The 16,462-nt window shown below is 72.4% G+C and carries 17 protein-coding genes; 10 read left to right on the top strand and 7 right to left on the bottom strand.

Annotated features, from left to right (window positions below; translation table 11 throughout):
- Window positions 1-10: 10 nt before the first annotated feature.
- Together ACFT2C_RS19975 and ACFT2C_RS19970 are read right to left on the bottom strand one after the other, a co-directional pair.
- Window positions 11-412 carry a PLDc N-terminal domain-containing protein gene (locus ACFT2C_RS19975; RefSeq protein WP_377208820.1) on the bottom strand — a complete coding sequence of 134 codons (402 nt, stop codon included), beginning with the start codon at window positions 410-412 and terminating at the stop codon, window positions 11-13.
- Window positions 413-513: 101 nt separating this feature from the next.
- Entirely contained in the window at window positions 514-942 is a 429-nt protein-coding gene (locus ACFT2C_RS19970) for a PLD nuclease N-terminal domain-containing protein (RefSeq protein WP_377208819.1), read from the bottom strand.
- 95 nt (window positions 943-1,037) lie between these two features.
- Here ACFT2C_RS19970 and ACFT2C_RS19965 point away from each other — a divergent pair, with 95 nt between their 5' ends.
- The gene (locus ACFT2C_RS19965; RefSeq protein WP_377208818.1) at window positions 1,038-1,358 is read left to right on the top strand and encodes a DUF4229 domain-containing protein; all 321 of its coding nucleotides are present in this window, start codon (window positions 1,038-1,040) and stop codon (window positions 1,356-1,358) included.
- On the opposite strand, the gene ACFT2C_RS19960 is transcribed toward ACFT2C_RS19965, so the two are convergent.
- Together ACFT2C_RS19960 and ACFT2C_RS19955 are read right to left on the bottom strand one after the other, a co-directional pair.
- Window positions 1,322-2,191, bottom strand: coding sequence for a 1,4-dihydroxy-2-naphthoate polyprenyltransferase (locus ACFT2C_RS19960; RefSeq protein WP_377208817.1), 870 nt, complete (start codon window positions 2,189-2,191; stop codon window positions 1,322-1,324). The two genes, ACFT2C_RS19965 and ACFT2C_RS19960, sit on opposite strands and share 37 nt — an antisense overlap.
- A gap of 85 nt (window positions 2,192-2,276) precedes the next feature.
- A complete protein-coding gene (locus ACFT2C_RS19955) occupies window positions 2,277-3,533 on the bottom strand; it encodes an AMP-binding protein (protein WP_377208816.1) in 1,257 nt (418 codons plus the stop codon).
- Window positions 3,534-3,644: 111 nt separating this feature from the next.
- Here ACFT2C_RS19955 and ACFT2C_RS19950 point away from each other — a divergent pair, with 111 nt between their 5' ends.
- Together ACFT2C_RS19950 and ACFT2C_RS19945 are read left to right on the top strand one after the other, a co-directional pair.
- Window positions 3,645-4,724, top strand: a complete 1,080-nt coding sequence (locus ACFT2C_RS19950; protein ID WP_377208815.1) for a DUF3048 domain-containing protein — start codon at window positions 3,645-3,647, stop codon at window positions 4,722-4,724.
- A 124-nt stretch (window positions 4,725-4,848) separates the two neighbouring features.
- A complete protein-coding gene (locus tag ACFT2C_RS19945; RefSeq protein ID WP_377208814.1) occupies window positions 4,849-5,514 on the top strand; it encodes an SDR family NAD(P)-dependent oxidoreductase in 666 nt (221 codons plus the stop codon).
- An 18-nt stretch (window positions 5,515-5,532) separates the two neighbouring features.
- Here ACFT2C_RS19945 and ACFT2C_RS19940 read toward each other — a convergent pair whose 3' ends face one another.
- Window positions 5,533-6,486: a 1,4-dihydroxy-2-naphthoyl-CoA synthase gene (locus ACFT2C_RS19940; RefSeq protein ID WP_377208813.1), complete on the bottom strand. Its 954-nt coding sequence runs from the start codon at window positions 6,484-6,486 to the stop codon at window positions 5,533-5,535.
- 68 nt (window positions 6,487-6,554) lie between these two features.
- On the opposite strand from ACFT2C_RS19940, the gene ACFT2C_RS19935 reads away from it, so the two are divergent.
- Window positions 6,555-7,157, top strand: coding sequence for a gamma carbonic anhydrase family protein (locus ACFT2C_RS19935; RefSeq protein ID WP_377208812.1), 603 nt, complete (start codon window positions 6,555-6,557; stop codon window positions 7,155-7,157).
- Between the two features lie 14 nt (window positions 7,158-7,171).
- On the opposite strand, the gene ACFT2C_RS19930 is transcribed toward ACFT2C_RS19935, so the two are convergent.
- Entirely contained in the window at window positions 7,172-8,128 is a 957-nt protein-coding gene (locus tag ACFT2C_RS19930; RefSeq protein ID WP_377208811.1) for a DMT family transporter, read from the bottom strand.
- A gap of 91 nt (window positions 8,129-8,219) precedes the next feature.
- On the opposite strand from ACFT2C_RS19930, the gene ACFT2C_RS19925 reads away from it, so the two are divergent.
- The 4 genes from ACFT2C_RS19925 to ACFT2C_RS19910 all read left to right on the top strand — a co-directional run bounded on the left by ACFT2C_RS19925 (window position 8,220) and on the right by ACFT2C_RS19910 (window position 13,345).
- Window positions 8,220-9,200, top strand: a complete 981-nt coding sequence (locus tag ACFT2C_RS19925; protein ID WP_377208810.1) for an o-succinylbenzoate synthase — start codon at window positions 8,220-8,222, stop codon at window positions 9,198-9,200.
- Window positions 9,197-10,951, top strand: a complete 1,755-nt coding sequence (menD, locus tag ACFT2C_RS19920; RefSeq protein ID WP_377208809.1) for a 2-succinyl-5-enolpyruvyl-6-hydroxy-3-cyclohexene-1-carboxylic-acid synthase — start codon at window positions 9,197-9,199, stop codon at window positions 10,949-10,951. Before ACFT2C_RS19925 ends, menD begins: the two co-directional genes overlap by 4 nt.
- 158 nt (window positions 10,952-11,109) lie before the next feature.
- Window positions 11,110-12,726: a trypsin-like peptidase domain-containing protein gene (locus tag ACFT2C_RS19915; protein ID WP_377208808.1), complete on the top strand. Its 1,617-nt coding sequence runs from the start codon at window positions 11,110-11,112 to the stop codon at window positions 12,724-12,726.
- 121 nt (window positions 12,727-12,847) lie between these two features.
- Window positions 12,848-13,345, top strand: coding sequence for a GNAT family N-acetyltransferase (locus ACFT2C_RS19910; RefSeq protein ID WP_377208807.1), 498 nt, complete (start codon window positions 12,848-12,850; stop codon window positions 13,343-13,345).
- Window positions 13,346-13,362: 17 nt separating this feature from the next.
- Here the strand turns inward: ACFT2C_RS19910 and ACFT2C_RS19905 are convergent, their stop codons facing one another.
- The gene (locus ACFT2C_RS19905; protein WP_377208806.1) at window positions 13,363-13,992 is read right to left on the bottom strand and encodes a TetR/AcrR family transcriptional regulator; all 630 of its coding nucleotides are present in this window, start codon (window positions 13,990-13,992) and stop codon (window positions 13,363-13,365) included.
- Between the two features lie 129 nt (window positions 13,993-14,121).
- On the opposite strand from ACFT2C_RS19905, the gene ACFT2C_RS19900 reads away from it, so the two are divergent.
- Both ACFT2C_RS19900 and ACFT2C_RS19895 read left to right on the top strand, forming a co-directional pair.
- Complete coding sequence (locus ACFT2C_RS19900) at window positions 14,122-14,715, top strand: DUF6230 family protein (protein WP_377208805.1); 594 nt, start codon at window positions 14,122-14,124, stop codon at window positions 14,713-14,715.
- Window positions 14,706-16,394 (top strand): DUF6114 domain-containing protein, encoded by a 1,689-nt coding sequence (locus tag ACFT2C_RS19895; protein WP_377208804.1) that lies wholly within the window; start codon window positions 14,706-14,708, stop codon window positions 16,392-16,394. The genes ACFT2C_RS19900 and ACFT2C_RS19895 overlap by 10 nt, the downstream gene beginning before the upstream one ends.
- The last annotated feature ends 68 nt before the right edge of the window (window positions 16,395-16,462 follow it).

Below are 16,462 nucleotides of genomic sequence, written 5' to 3'. Positions count from 1 at the left end.
GAGACACGCTTTAGTTGTTCTCGGCGTCGTCGCCCGTGGCGTCCTGGCTGCGGCGGTCCTCCCGCTCGCGCTTGCGCTTCGCCTGCTCCAGCAGCCACAGGAACTCGGGGTCGTCGTCGGGGGCGGCTGGACCGGAGGGACGACGAGGGCTCGGCCGCGGGGGGCGCGGAGGCGGCGTCGGGCGGCTGCCGCCTGAGCTCGGGCCCGATGCAGGGTCTGCACCGGACCGGCGGCTGGTGGTGCGCACCACTATCCACGAGATCGGGCCGAGCAGGGGCAGGAGCACGATGAGGAGCACCCAGAGCCACCGGGGCAGGCCGCCGCGTTCGTCCTCTTCCGCACCCCAGACGTCGGCCAGGGCGTACACCATGAGCCCTACGACGAACAGCGGGACGATCACACGGGGAAACATGTTCCCAGCGTACGGCGGGTTGGCGGGTGTACGTCAGAGCGTGACGTGACCTTCGCCCCCTTCTCGCCCGACGCGGCGCATCGCCGGCAGTCACATCCGGCTCAAATCTCGTCAGTGGGCTCGCGGTCCTCGATGCTCTTGTCGTCGTCCTTGGCGTCCTGCCGTCCGCGGGCCTCGCGCTCGCGCTTGCGCTTGGCCTGTTCCATCAGCCAGAGGAACTCGGGGTCGTCCTCGGGCGCGACGGGCTGGGCGTCCTGCTCCCAGGAGCGGACCCGCCGCTCGTACCGGGCGGGCGCCGGCTGGCCGGCCGGAAACCCGGTGACCTGCTGACCTGAGCTCGCCCGGCGGCGTCGGGCACCGTTGCTCACCACTATCCACGCGATGGAACCCGCCAGCGGGAGGAACACGATGGCGATGACCCAGAAGCCCTTCTGGATGCCGCCGAGGTCCTCTTCGTCTGCCTGGATCACGTCGACCAGCGCGTAGACGACGAGCGCGAGGTACAGGAGGAAGAAGACGAGCTTGGGCATGCGCTGGAGCCTAGCTGGGGGAGATACCCGGGGCGCCGGTCGGAACGGGTGAATTCGTGGCCGGGTGTGACCCAGGCCCGGCCTACCATTGAGACGTGCCCCTCGTGATCTACACCCTGCTCCGCCTCGCGCTGTTCGGCGCGGCCTTTGGTCTGCTCTACGTGGCCGGCCTGCGGGGCTGGCTGCTCCCGATCGTCGCTGTGGTGGTGGCGCTCGCCGTGTCGTACCTGACGCTGGGCAGGCCGCGGGACGCCGCAGCGCGGTGGATGGCCGGACGGGCCGAGCACCGCGCCGCCGAGCGGGCAGCCCTCCCGAAGGCCGGTGCCGACGCGGCCCACGAGGACGCGCAGGTCGACGAGAAGCTCCGCGGTACCACGCCCTACAGCGACAAGCCGAACCAGAGCAGGACGCCGTAGCCCAGCTCGTACAGGCCCGTGCCGGCCAGGACCGGGATCAGCAGCTTGCCACGCGCGCCGGCGAGGACGGGGATGGTCAGCAGCGTCGCCGGGCCGAACAGCAGCAGCACGACGAGCGACCACGGCGCCCAGAACGCGCACACCGCGCCGAGCAGCACCGGGACCCACACCATGGCGACGTACGCCCGGCGGGCCCGGTAGTCGCCGAGCCGCACCGCCAGGGTGCGCTTGCCGGCCAGGACGTCGGTGGGGATGTCGCGCAGGTTGTTCACCATGAGTAGCGCGCACGCGATGAGGCCAACGCCGACGGCGCCGAGCACCGCGGGCCACGTGATGCGGTCGGCCTGGGTGTACGTGGTGCCGAGCACCGCGACCAGGCCGAAGAACACGAACACGGCGATCTCGCCGAGGCCCCGGTACCCGTACGGCTGCTTGCCGCCCGTGTAGTACCAGGCGGCGGCCACGCACACCGCGCCGACCGCGAGCAGCCACCAGTGGCCCGACACCGCGCACAGCGCAAGGCCCAGCACGCCGGCGACGCCGAACGCGGCGAACGCCGCGCCCTTCACCGCACCGGGGGCCGCGGCGCCCGAGGCCGTGAGCCGCATCGGGCCGACCCGGTCCAGGTCGGTCCCGCGCACGCCGTCCGAGTAGTCGTTGGCGAAGTTGACGCCGACCTGCAGCGCGAGGGCCACCCCCAGCGCGAGCAGCGCGGGCAGCCACGCGGAGGCGTCGACCTGGCCTGCCGCGCCCGTCCCGACCATGACCGGTGCCGCCGCCGCCGGCAGCGTGCGGGGCCGCGCCCCGGAGATCCACTCGGCGGCAGTCGCCATCAGTGTGTCCTTCTTTCGTGGGGTGGGTCCGGTTCGTCGAGACACCGGGTCCGGGCCGGTGCGCGGTCCTGGCGGAGGAACGAAGTCATGGTCGCACGGGTTCCCGCGCGGCCCGCACGACGGCGTCCCGCACCGCCCGGCGGTCCACCTTGCCCGGGCCGCGGGTCGGCAGGGCGGTGGTGACGTACACGCGGCGCGGCGCGGCCGGCGCCCCGAGCCGCTGCCCGACGGCGGTGCGCAGCCCGGCGAGCAGCTCGGCCCCGCCGTCGGCCAGGCCGGTGCTGCCGCGCGCTGCCCGGGCGGCGGTGCTGCCGCGGGCCGCGCGGGCGGCCGGCGACTGGCCAGTGATCACCGCGACGACGGCCTGGCCCCACTCGGCGTCGGGCACGCCGACGACGCAGGCCTCGCCAGGCGTGCCGAGCCCCGCGAGGTGCTCGGCTATCGCGTCCTCGACGGCCGCCGGGGCGACGTTGACCCCGCCGGTGAGGATGACGTCGTCTGCCCGGCCGAGGACGGTGAGCCGCCCGTCGTCCAGGCGGCCCAGGTCGGAGGTGCGGAACCAGCGGGTGCCGTCGGGGTCGGTGCGGAACGCGGCGGCCGTGGCCTCGGGGTCGCCGACGTAGCCCTCGGCGAGCACGGGGCCGGACAGCTCGATGATGCCGGTGCCGGCGGCCCGCACGCGCACGCCGGCGAGCGGGACGCCGTCGTACGCGCAGCCGCCGCTCGTCTCGGACATGCCATACGTCGTGACGGCGCGGACGCCCGCCGCCCTTGCCCGGGCCAGCAGCGAGGCGGGCGTCGCCGCGCCGCCGACGAGCACCGCGTCGAACCGGGCGAGGGCGTCCAGCCCGGCGGGGTCGCCGTCGTCCGCCGCGGCGACCAGGCGGTGCAGCTGGGTGGGGACCAGCGAGACGTACGTCCGGTCGCCGAGTCCTAGCCCGTCCCGGGCCGACGACGAAGGGGGCCGGAGGAAGTCGGCGGCGAGGGCCGCGAACCCCTCCGCCGTGAACCGGTCCGGCGCGCCGACGCGTACCTCCGTGCCGGCCACGACCGCCCGGTTGATGACCTGGACCCCGGCGACATGGGTGGGCGGCAGCACCAGCAGCCAGCGGCCGGGGCCGCCGAGCCGTTCGTGGGTGGCCTCGGCGGAGGTGCGCAGGGCCGCCGCGCTCAGCGCGACCTCGCGCGGGTTTCCCGTGGAACCGGAGGTCCGCAGCACGAGCGCGGCGCCGGGCGGGGGAGCGGCGTCGGACAGGCGGGGCTGCGGCGCGTAGGCCGGGCCGCCGTCGAGCGCGTCCCGTACGGCGCGGACGACGTCGGTCGAGGTGCTGGTCGAGGCCACCTCATGAGAGTAAGCGTGCCTGAGGGATACCGGACTACGGTTTATGTAGGGTGTGCGCCACGCAGAACGCCTCGGGAGAGCCCGGGTGCGGACGCTCGCGGAGGAGAACCGATGACGATCCGCTGGACGACGGCCGTCCGTGCCACCGGCACGGCACTGGTGATCGCGCTGGGACTGGCCGGGTGCGGGCTCGGGACGCCCGACGAACCCGTGCCCACGCCCACCACCACGGTCGACGGCCCCGTGCGGGGCGACCGGAACGGGCCGCCCAGGCCGGACGTGCCCCCCGTGTGGCCGCTCACCGGGGTGCGGACGGACAAGGTGGCGAACCGCCCCGCGGTCTCGGTGAAGATCGAGAACGCGGCGGAGGCGCGGCCGCAGACCGGCCTCGTGGAGGCCGACATCGTGTGGGAGGAGGTCGTCGAGGGCGGCATCACGCGGTTCGTGGCGACCTACCACTCGAACATCCCGGACGTCGTGGAGCCCGTGCGCTCCGTGCGACCGATGGACCCCGCGATCGTGGCGCCGCTGGACGGCATCCTCGTGTTCTCCGGCGGGCAGGGCCCGTTCATCGCCGCGACGGAGCGCTACGGCACCCAGACGCTCATCATGGACAAGGGCGACCCCGGCTTCTCCCGCGACCCCGGACGGGCCGCGCCGCACAACGTGATCGGGAGCATGCCGACGTTCGTCGCGCAGGCCGACGACGAGCGGACGAGCCCGCCGCCCGCGCAGTTCGAGTACGCCCGCGAGGTGGGACAGGGCACGGCGCCGCGGAGCGGCAAGCCGGCACAGGAGGTGGACATCCGCCTGTCGGCCCTGCAGCGCACCGTCTGGACGTGGGACCGGGAGAACAAGCGGTACCTGCGCAGCGAGGGCTCGACGCCGTCGGTCGACTCCGACGGCCGGCGGCACTCCGCCCGGAACGTGCTCGTGCTGTCCACCCAGGTGTTCAACACCAAGTGGGTGGACCCCGCCGGTTCCCCCGTGCCGGAGACCCGGCTCGCGGGCCAGAGCGGCAGCGGCACGCTCTACTCCATGGGGCACGGTGTCCCGGTGCGCTGGTCCAAGAAGGACCACAACTCGCCGATCGTGCTCAAGACGGGGAACGGGGGCGAGGTGAAGCTCGACCCGGGCAACACCTGGATCGAGCTGGTCCCGGCCGGGTCGGGGAGCTGGTCGCCGCGCTGAGCCCGGGCCGGTTGCGCACACGCGTGTGCCTTTTGTACGCCCTCATCTCCCGACGCACGATGGTGCTACGCACCAACAGTGAGTAGTGGAGTCCACCGTGAAGGTGGAGATGAGGAGAACCACCGTGCCTGTTATCGCCATCATCGGAGCCGGACCCGGCCTGGGCATCGAGATCGCCCGCGCCTTCGGCACCAAGGGCTTCACCGTCGCACTGATCGCCCGCAACGCCACCAAGCTCGACCTGCTGGCCGCCCAGCTGCAGGAGGAAGGCATCGAAGCCGCCGGCTTCCCCGCCGACATCGCTCAGCGCGACACGATCACCCGAGCCTTCGCTCAGATCAAGGAACGCTTCGGACGAGTCGACGTCCTGGAGTTCTCGCCCGCCGACCGCGCCCTCGGCGCGACCAGCGTCCTGGACGTCGACCCCTCCACGCTCGGACCTCAGCTCGACTTCTACCTCCACGGCGGGATCCACGCGATCAAGCAGGTCATCCCGGACATGATCGAAGCCGGGAGCGGCACGATCCTGGTGACCAACGGGGCCGGCGCCATCGACCCCGTGCCCTTCCTGGCCGACATCAACATCGCGGCCGCGGGCCTGCGCAACTGGACCCTGAACCTGCACAACGAGCTGAGCCAGCACGGCATCTACGTCGCTCACGTCGCCATCAGCGCCTGGATCGGATCTGGTCACCCCGACGCCGAAGCCAGCGCGATCGCTGCCGCCTACACCAAGCTCTACGAGACCCGCACCGAGCCCGAGCTGCACTACATCGCCCTCGAAAAGTAGCCTGCTGACCCCGCGGTCCTAGTAGTAGTACGGGAAGCCGGACCAGTCCGGGTCGCGGCGCTCCAGGAACGCCTCCTTGCCCTCGACCGCCTCGTCGGTCATGTACGCCAGCCGCGTCGCCTCGCCGGCGAACACCTGCTGGCCGGCGATGCCGTCGTCGGTGGCGTTGAACGCGAACTTCAGCATCCGGATGGCCTGCGGCGACTTGGTCGCGATGATCCGCGCGTACTCGAGCGCCAGCCCTTCCAGGTCCTCGTGGGCGGCGACCTCGTTGACGGAGCCCCAGCGCTCGGCGTCGTCGGCGGAGTACTCGCGGGCGAGGAAGAAGACCTCCCGGGCGCGCTTCTGCCCGATCTGGCGGGCGAAGTACGCGGAGCCGTACCCGGCGTCGAACGAGCCGACGTCGGCGTCGGTCTGCTTGAACTTGCCGTGCTCGCGGCAGGCGACCGTGAGGTCGGCGACGACGTGCAGCGAGTGCCCGCCCCCGGCGGCCCAGCCGTCCACCACCGCGACGACCACCTTGGGCATGGTCCGCATCAGGCGCTGCACCTCCAGGATGTGCAGGCGGCCGGCCTTGGCCGGGTCGATCGAGTCGGCGTTCTCGCCCTCCGCGTAGCGGTAGCCGTCGCGGCCGCGGATGCGCTGGTCACCGCCGCTGCAGAACGCCCAGCCGCCGTCCTTGGGGGAGGGACCGTTGCCGGTCAGCAGCACCGTGCCGACGTCGGACGACATACGCGCGTGGTCCATGACCCGGTACAGCTCGTCCACCGTGTGCGGGCGGAACGCGTTGCGGACCTCCGGCCGGTCGAACGCGATGCGCACCACGGGCAGGTCGCGCGGCTCGGGCCCGCTGCGGTCGACGCCGCGGTGGTACGTGAGGTCGGTCAGGCCCTCGAAGCCGGCGACCTCGCGCCAGCGCTGGGGGTCGAACGTCTCGGAGACCTGCTTGGGGAGTTCGGTGCTCGTGCTCACGCGGCAAGCCTAGTTCGGGCGGTGTGGGTGTCGGCCCCTAGGGTGGCGGCGAGGAGAGGAACCCCCACATGCTGATCCGCCATCGCGGTCTCGAACCGACCATCGATCCGTTGGCGTACGTCGCCCCGTCGGCGACCGTCGTCGGCGATGTCCGCGTCGCAGCCGGAGCCAGGATCCTGCATGGTGCGGTCCTCACCGCGGAGGACGGCGACGTCGTCATCGGTGTGGACACCGTGGTGATGGAGAACGCGCTCGTGCGCGGGCGGCACGGCTACCCCGCCCGGATCGGGGACGCCGTGATGATCGGCCCGCACGCTCACGTCAACGGCAGCACCGTCGAGGACGAGGCATTCATCGCGACCGGCGCCGCCCTGTTTCCTGGCAGCCTCATCGGCGCGGGCGCGGAGGTCCGCATCAACGGCGTGGTGCAGGTCAACACCACCGTCGCCCCGGGAGAGGTCGTGCCGATCGGGTGGGTAGCCGTGGGCAGTCCGGCGACGATCCTGCCGCCGGACAGGCACGAGGAGATCTGGGCGATCCAGCGGGAGCTCGACTTTCCCGGCACGGTGTACGGGGTGGACCGGGACGTGCCGATGCGCGAGCTGATGCGCCGCCAGTCGGACTACTACGGTGCGCACCGCGACGACACGCCTGTCGACGGGACCACGTAGCGGTCCAGGTCGGCTCAGTTCCGGCGGTCCAGGGGCTGGGCCGGCGCGAGGTCCTCCGGCCGGACGGCGGGGCGCGCGCCGCGGGTGGCGCCCACGGAGGCGACGACCACGCACAGCACGGCGACCCACTGCGACCAGTGCAGCAGCTCCTGGAGCACGACGAGGCCGACGAGTGCCGCCATGGCTGGTTCGAGGCTCATCAGGATGCCGAAGACGCGCGGCGGGATCTTGCGCAGCGCCTCCAGGTCCAGCGAGTACGGGACCACCGACGACAACAGCCCCAGACCGAGCCCCGCGACCAGGACCCACGGCTGGACCAGCGCCGCTCCGCTGTCGGCCACGCCGACGGGCACTGCCACCAGCGCCGCGACGATCATGCCCAGAGCCAGGCCGTTGCCTTCCGTGGTGTGGCGGCCAAGTGCCGCGCTGACCACGATGTACAGGCCCCAGCACGCGGCCGCGCCGAGAGCGAACAGCAGGCCCACGAGGTTCACGTCGCCGCCACCACCCATGAGCAGGACGACGCCGCCTGCCGCGAGCACCGCCCAGAGCGCGTCCATCCAGCGCCTCGACCCAACCAGCGCCACCGTCAGCGGCCCGAGGAACTCGACGGTGACCGCGATCCCCAGCGGGAGCCGGTCCAGCGCCAGGTAGAAGCACAGGTTCATCAGGCCGAGGGTCAGGCCGTAGCCGACCACCACGGTCCACGCGCGACGACTCATGCGCGGCGAGGGCCGCCACAGGAGCACCAGGATCGTCGCGGCGAAGAACAGGCGCAGCGCGACCGTCCCGAAGCTGCCCACCTCGGCGAACAGCTGCTTGGCCAGCGCGGAGCCGAGCTGGACGCTGACGATGCCGAGCAGCACCAGGGCCGTCGGCGGCACCCCGCCGAGGGCACGCCCGACCAGGCCGGTCAGCGAGGGCCGGGGGGTCGGGCCGCGTCGAGTGCTGTCGTCGTTCACAGGGGCCACATGTGGAGTATCGATGACTACTGCTCGTGCGACACGTCATTTGCGCACCGGACGAGACCCGAGCAGCCGCCCGGGTCGCTAGCCTGAGCCTGTGCTGCTGATCGGTGAACCCGTCGTCTGGTCGACGCCCCTGCGGACCCGCTTCCGCGGGATCGACGTGCGCGACGGCGTCCTGCTGCGGGGCGACGCCGGGTGGGGCGAGCTGTCGCCGTTCTGGGACTACGACGACGAGGAGTCGTCCACCTGGCTGCGCGCGGCCCACGAGGCGGCCTTCCTCGGCTGGCCCGAACCGGTCCGGCAGAGCGTGCCGGTCAACGTCACGGTTCCCGCCGTCGGGCCGGAACGGGCGCGGGAGATAGTCCTGGCGTCCGGCGGGTGCCGCACCGCCAAGGTCAAGGTCGCCCAGCGAGGTCCCGACGGGACGCTCGAGTCCGTGGCCGCCGAGGTGGAGCGCGTCGCGGCAGTCCGCGACGCCCTCGGGCCGGACGGCGCCGTCCGCGTGGACGCCAACGCCGCCTGGACGCCCGACGAGGCCCTGGCGCACCTGGCCGAGATCGACCGCGCGGCCGGTGGGCTCGAGTACGTGGAGCAGCCCTGCGCCGGAGTCGACGAGCTGGCCCTGGTGCGCCGCAAGCAGGATGTGCCCGTCGCCGCCGACGAATCGATCCGCCGCGCCTCCGACCCGATGCGGGTGGTCCGCGAGGAGGCTGCCGACATCGTGGTCCTCAAGGTCCAGCCGCTCGGCGGCGTCCGTGCCTGCCTGGAGCTCGCCGAGCAGGTGGGTCTACCGGTAGTCGTCTCCTCGGCGCTGGAGAGCTCCGTGGGGCTCGCCGCCGGCGTCGCCCTCGCAGCCGCGCTCCCCGAGCTGCCCTACGCCTGCGGGCTCGCGACGTCCCAGCTCCTGGTGCACGACGTCGTCGCTGATCCGCTGCTGCCCACAGGCGGCGCGCTCCCGGTCCGTCGTCCCGAACCCTCGCCCGCGGCGCTCGCGGAAGCGGCGGCCGACGGCCCGACCACGGAGCGCTGGCTCGCGCGGTACCACCGACTGACCCGGATCCTGGAGGACGCATGAACATCCCGCCCGCCGTGACAGCCGCCCGCGCACTGATCGCCGACCTGGTGACCCGAGGTGTGCGGGACGTCGTCCTCGCGCCCGGCTCGCGCAGCGCCCCCCTCGCGTACGCGGTGGCGGAGGCGGCGGACTCCGGCCGGCTCACGCTGCACGTGCGGATCGACGAGCGGGCGGCGGGATTCCTCGCGCTCGGCCTGTCGAAGGGCGCGGAGGGGGCGCCGGTCGCCGTCGTCACGACGTCGGGGACCGCCGTCGCGAACCTGCACCCTGCCGTGCTGGAGGCGAGCCACACCGGGCTGCCGCTGATCCTGCTCACCGCGGACCGGCCGCACGAGCTGCGCGGCACGGGCGCGTCGCAGACGACCGACCAGGTGGGCATCTTCGGGTCGGCGGTGCGGTTCGCGGTGGACATTCCGGCGGCGGCGGAGCTTGCGGCCGCGCCCGACCTCCGGGACCTGCGGAGCGTCACCGGGCGCGCGGTCAGCGCGGCCCTCGGGTTCCGGTCGGGGTACCCGGGGCCGGTGCACCTCAACCTGGCGTTCCGGGATCCGCTGGCGCCGTCGGCCCCGCTGCCCGGCCTCCCCGCGGACACCGCGCAGGAGGGCCACCCCAAGCCCGACCCGCCGCTCGTCGTGCCCGCCGTGCTGCAGCACGTCGCGTCGCCCGCGCTGCCCGGTGACCCGGCGCGCACCGTTGTCGTCGCGGGTGACGGCGCCGGCACAGATGCCCGGCAGCTCGCGGAGGTGCAGGGCTGGCCGCTGTTCGCGGAGCCGTCGTCCGGGGCGACCGGCGGGCCCAACGCGATAGCGGCGTACCGGGTGCTGCTCGGGTCGGAGGAGCTCGCCGCGAGCATCGAGCAGGTGGTCGTCCTCGGCCGGCCGACGCTCTCCCGGCCCGTGCAGCGGCTGCTCGGCCGCCCCGACGTGACCGTCACCGTCGTCGCGCCGGGTGCCGGCCCGTGGCCCGACGCCGCCCGCAACGCCGCCGTCGTCCTGCCCGGTGTGGCGCCCGCCTGGTTCGAGACGTTCACGCCGCCGCCGTCGGCGTTCCTGGAGCGCTGGCGGGCCGCCGGGGCCCAAGCTTCGCGCGTGCTTGACGACGCCACCTGCGACGACGCGGTCCTCGGCGGCCCGACCGCCCACTCCGTGGCCCGGGCCGTGGCCGCGGTGCTCGGCCCCGACGACCTGCTGGTGGTGGGCTCGTCCAACCCCGTGCGGGACCTGGAGCTCGTGCTCGGGCTGGACGGCCCCGGCCCGGCGGTCCTGGCCAACCGGGGGCTCGCGGGCATCGACGGCACGGTCTCGACGGCGGTCGGCGTGGCGCTCGCGGCCGCCCGCCGGGGGCTGCGCACGCGCGCCCTGCTGGGCGACCTCACGTTCCTGCACGACGTCGGCGGCCTGCTCCGCGGGCCCGACGAGCCCCCCGTGGACCTTGAGATCGTGGTGGTGAACGACGACGGCGGCTCGATCTTCGCGACCCTGGAGCACGGCGCGCTCGCCGCGACCGGCAGCGCCGCGAACGCCACGTTCGAGCGGGTGTTCGGGACGCCGCACGGGTCGAACCTGGCGCAGCTCTGCGCGGGGTACGGCGTGGACCATCAGCTCGTCAAGGACGTGCCGACCCTGCGCCACGCGCTGCAGGCGCCGAGCCACGGCGTCCAGGTCATCGAGGTGCAGGTGCCGCGAGCGGACCGCCTGACGGAGTCCCGCGCCCTGTCGAGCGCGATCGTCGCGGCCGCCACCCCGCGTTGAGTGCGGGCTATTTGTTGAGTTGGCGGCGCCTGGCCGACAAATAGCCAGCACTCAACGGGGCGGGCGGGGGGCCGGCTGTGCAGGGAACTCACAGACTTGTCCAAGGGTGGGACAAGGAACGGGGTGTCAACTAGTGGTGACTTCAAGGAGGGTCACCGATGAACGACGAGAACAGCACCACTCCGCAGCCGGACCAGCAGCCGCCCGCGACGCAGCCCACCGAGCAGCTGCCGCCCGCGCCGCAGCCGACTCAGCAGCTGCCGGCCACCGGGCCGGCGCCGGCGCAGCACCAGACGCCGGCCCAGGACGCGGTGCCTGAGCAGCCCTCGAACCCCGCGCAGCCCTCGACCGGCGGCCAGTCCCCGGCACCCGCGTCCGTTCCCGTGGGCGCATCGGCGCAGCACAGCGCGCCGGCTCAGCACCCGGCCACCGCTCAGCACCCGGCGCCCGCATACAACGCGGCGCCCGCCGCGAGCCCCACGTCCGGGTACGTCAACCCGTACGGCGCGCCCGCCCCGGCGTCGGGCGGCCCGCAGGCCAAGCCGCGGAACCGCGCCTGGGTTCCCGTGGTCAGTGCCGCCGCGGCCGCCGCGCTGCTGGCCAGCCTGGGCACGGCCGGCGCCATCTCGCTCACCAGCGACTCGGGTAACGCGACCTCCCTGGCCGACGTCGGACAGACCACCAGCCAGAACGTGCCCGTGAAGAGCTCGACCGTCCAGAACCCGGACTGGACGTCGGTCACCTCCGCGGTGCAGGAGTCCGTGGTGGCGATCCAGGTGCAGAGCCAGGCCGGCGGCGCCGAGGGTTCCGGCATCGTGCTGGACTCCGAGGGCCGCATCCTGACCAACAACCACGTCGTGGCGGACGCCCAGAAGGTCCAGGTCACGCTGAGCGACGGCCGCGTGTACGACGCCGACATCGTCGGTACCGACCCGGCCACCGACCTCGCCGTCGTGAAGCTGACCGACCCGCCGTCGGACCTCAAGCCCGCGAAGTTCGCGGACTCGTCCGACGTCGTCGTGGGGGAGCCCGTGCTGGCGCTCGGTAACCCGCTGGGGCTGGCGAACACGGCGACGACGGGCATCGTGTCCGCCCTGGACCGTCCGGTCACGGCCAGCGCCGAGAACGGGTCCGACCAGGTGGTCACCAACGCCATCCAGATCGACGCCGCGGTGAACCCCGGCAACTCGGGTGGGCCGCTGTTCAACGCGTCGGGCGAGGTCATCGGCATCACCTCGTCGATCGCCACCCTGTCGAGCGGAGTGCAGTCGAGCAGCTCCGGCTCGATCGGCCTCGGTTTCGCCATCCCGTCGAACCTGGCCACGCAGATCGGTGACCAGCTCAAGGAGAACGGCAAGGCCGAGCACGCGTTCCTCGGCGTCTCGCTCACCGACGCGACCGCCACGGCCGACGGCGTCACCCGCCGCGGCGCGGGCGTCGAGGAGGTCGTCGCGGACTCGCCGGCCGGAGACGCAGGCATCCAGAAGGGAGACGTGATCGTGGCGATCGACGGTGACGCGGTCAACGGCTCGGCGTCGCTCACCGCGTTCGTGCGGGAGAAGGAGGCCGGCGACAAGTCGGTCCTCACCGTGGTTCGCGACGGCAACACCCAGGAGATCACCGTGACGCTCGCGGTCAAGGACGAGACGGCCACCCAGGACCAGGGCTCGCAGGACCAGCAGCTCCCGGGCCAGGACGACGGCTCCGGCTCGGACCAGAACAGCCCGAACAACATCCCGGACTGGCTGCAGCAGTTCTTCAACAACCAGGGCTGACCCCCTTTCCGCCGAGGTAGTCATCTGGCGAGGTAGTCATCTGACTACCTCGCCAGATGACTACCTCGGCGTATTCGCGTTCAGCGGGTGAAGATGGGCCGTCAGGTTTAAGTTAGGCCGCGTGTCTGGGACGTTTACCGTGGTCAGGACCCTCGGCCGATCGGATGCCGCACACGACATCCTCGAAGAGCTGCCGGAGTGGTTCGGCATTGACAGGTTCACGCACGAGTACGTCGAGGCGGCGGCCAAGTTCCCCAACTACGTGGCGGTCGCCCCGCCCGAGGGCGGGGCCGACGGCGGCGAGACCCCCTTCGAGGACGTGCTCGGCGTGCTGCTCGTCGACCAGCGCTACCCGACGTCGGCGGAGGTGCACCTGCTCGCCGTCCGCCGGAAGCACCATCGCGCGGGGATCGGGCGCACCCTTCTGGAGCGTGTTGAGCAGGACCTCCGTGCGCAGGGGGTGCGCCTGCTGAGCGTGAAGACGTTCGGCCCGTCCGCGTCCGACCCGGACTTCGACCGGACCCGCGCCTTCTACACCGCCTGCGGCTTCCACCCGGTGGAGGAGTTCCCCGACCTCTGGGTCGACAACCCCTGCCTGCTGATGGTCAAGCCGCTCTGACCGGCGAGTCAAGCCGCTCAGAGCGTCGACGGAATCCCGAACAATGCCTCCGAGGCACCCGGCACGACGGCGGCGACGACGCCGCCCAGGCTGCGCTCGAGGTAGCCGACGAGCAGGTCGTCGTCGAGGTCGGAGTTGATGGCGCCGTCGACCAGGGCCTGCTCGGCGAGGGCCACCCAGGAGCGGACAGCTATGCGCAGGAGCTCCGTCTCGGGCACGCCCAGCTCCAGGAGCACGGCGAGGGCGCGCTCGGTCTGCTCACGCCGCGCGTCCTCGATGACCGCGCGCACCTCCTCGTCGCCGCTGGCCGCGCCGCGCACGAGCGAGTAGAAGGTGGGGCCGTGCTCCCGCACGTACGCGACGAGCCGGGTCAGCGTGCTGACCAGGCGGTCGGACGGCGGAAGCTCCGGCTGGGGCTCGGACGCGTGCAGCATCGAGTCCCGCGCGCGGCGCACTATCTCGTGGTGCAGGCCGTTCTTGGAGCCGAAGTAGTAGTAGACGAGACCCGTCGAGACACCGGCTTCGGCGGCGATCTCCTCGACGGTCACCTCGGCCAGTGGGCGGTCCGCAAGGGTCGCGACCCCCAGCGCCACGAGCTGGTTGCGGCGCTCCTCCGGACGAAGTCGCGTGCGTCGGGCTGTTGCCATGCGTCGAGCATATCGGGCATGCTTTGCGGCGCCGTCAGAGGGGCAATTGACGGTAACTCAGTAATCGCGCTAACGTCGCGGCGAGACGACGCTGTAGTCGTCCTCAACATTGGCATCGAGGGGAAACCAATGAAGCTCAGCAAGCTCACCGGGTCGCGCAAGGGTCGTGTGGCTCTCGCCGTCATTCCGGTCACCATCGCCGCGAGCGTTCTGCTCGGCGGCGTTGCGCAGGGGGCAGTGCCCGTCTCGTTCGCCATCTCCGGCAGCCAGTTCAAGATCGGCGCCGACCAGCTCGCGGGGACCGGCTTCTCGCAGTACGCGGGCGTCGCGACCGCCTCCGACGGTACGAAGCACCCCGCGGCGATCGCGAACATCAAGGACGCGCAGCTCTACAACCTGTGCCAGTCGGTCGTGCAGGACACGCCGCTCGGCAAGGTCGGCATCCTGATCTCGGCGGGCACCGGCGAGGAGCCGGCGAAGGCCACCGACCTGCAGATCGGCATGAACGACCTGTCCGGCACCGCGATCTTCAAGAACATCCGCATCGGCGTGGACGCCTCGACCGTGAACACGGCCAAGAAGGGCGACGCCGGCGACTTCGCCATGGACTCCGACTCGGTCGACATCTCGAACCTCGAGCAGGTCTCCTGGAGCACGCAGGCCGCCGTCTTCCAGCTGACGGACCTCAGCCTCAAGATCACGGACGGCACCGAGTGCTTCTGAGTCCGGGTGACGGCCAGGCGAACGCCAGCCGCCCCGGACTTCGCACGAAGCTTGCTGACTGGCGCAGGGACTTCCGCCCCTGGCGCAGGCAGCGGCCGTTCGTCGGGGGTGTGCTGGTAGCTCTCGCCGGCCTGGAGATGCTTCTGTCCGGCCCGATCAAGCTGGACCAGCTCGGCATGAACATCGTGCTGCAGTTCGGGGTCGAGGGTGCGCAGGCGACGATCCTCCCGATCGCCCTGCTCCTGCTCGGGATCCTCTCGATCGCCCAGCCCGTGCACCGGATCTTCTACGGCGTCATCGCGCTCGCGATCGCCGTCTACTCGATCGCGGGCGTGAACCTCGGCGGCTGGGTCGTCGGGTTCCTGCTCGGCGTGATCGGCGGCATCATCGTCGTGACCTGGGCACCGTCGGCGGCCGCCGGCGAGGCGGGCGGCGCCGAGCCGGTCGCGGAGGCGGGCGGCGCCGAGCCGGTCGCGGAGACGGACGACGCGGCGCGCGCGGCGGACGACGCCCCGGCGTCGGACACCGCCGCAGACGACACGACGGCAGCGGAGCCGGAGCCGGACGACGACGCACCGCGCGCCGACCGCGATCCGGACCCGGACACGGAGGCGATCCCCAAGGTGGAAACGCTCAGCAGCGCGCTGCGCGCCCTGTCCCAGAAGTCCGCGGCGGTGGTCGTCGCGAGCGCGATGGCGATGGGCGGCATGAGCCTGCCTGCGTCGACGTCGGGCGCCGAGACCCAGCAGGACGACTCGTTCTGGTGCGCCGTCTTCGGGGCCTGCGAGGACGACGGCACCGCCGACCCCTCCACCTCGCCGACCGCGTCGCCGTCGCCCAGCGCGTCCGAGTCGGGCGCGGGCGAGGACCCGGTCGGGGACGCGGTCGACGACATCACCGGGGGCACGACTGACCCGGCAGAGGGCGACGGGACCGGGTCAGGCGACGGCGCGGGCAACGGCGACGGGACCACCGACGACTACGACTCCGAGTGCCAGGAGCCGACGCAAGACGGCGAGGTGCCACCGGAGTCGGGGGACGCGGCGCCGTCGGACCCGTGCGGTGAGGTCGACCCTCAGCAGACCATCGAGGAGGCGCTGCAGACGGAGCTCGGCACGTGCGTCAAGGTGAGCTTCGGCGGCAAGTACGACCTCAACATCGACCTGCCCGGCCAGTGCGGTGCGCGGGAGGACGGCTCGGTCTTCTCCCTGCCGGCCGACCTGGAGAGCACGGACCTGGAGATCCCGCTCACCGGTATCAACGGCATCGGCCTGGCGAACGTGCCGGTCAAGAACGACGGCAGCCGCCGGGACGCCATCAAGATCTCGGCCGACAAGGTCGTCGTCGACGGCTTCTGGCTCAAGTCGTACGCCTACGACGACAACAACCCGCCGGCGGGCACCGACACCCGGGCGAACTTCGTGTCGCTCGAGGGCGACGCGCAGATGTACGTGTCGTCGATCCACGCGAACCTGCCCGACGGGCAGGACCTCCTGGAGGTGGCGACCCAGGTGCTCGAGGGCGCCTCGCTCATCGAGATCCTGCTGACGGCTACGGACGCGCGGATGGGCTTCATGGGCGCGACGTCTGACATCCAGGTGTGGGACCACTTCCGCGAGCAGGTCTGGGGTGACGAGACCGACCCGATCGGCAAGGGCCCGACCGCAGGCACCCCCTGAGGTAGGTCCGCGAAGTAGAGCGCCTGTCCGAGTCTCCCTTGGTGACACAAGGGAGACCCGGACAGGCG

The sequence above is a fragment of the Promicromonospora sp. NPDC057138 genome, from assembly GCF_042670845.1.
In the GTDB taxonomy this organism is placed as follows: domain Bacteria; phylum Actinomycetota; class Actinomycetes; order Actinomycetales; family Cellulomonadaceae; genus Promicromonospora.
Note: the sequence above shows the minus strand (reverse complement) of the source record. Positions and strands in the feature narration are given on the sequence as shown.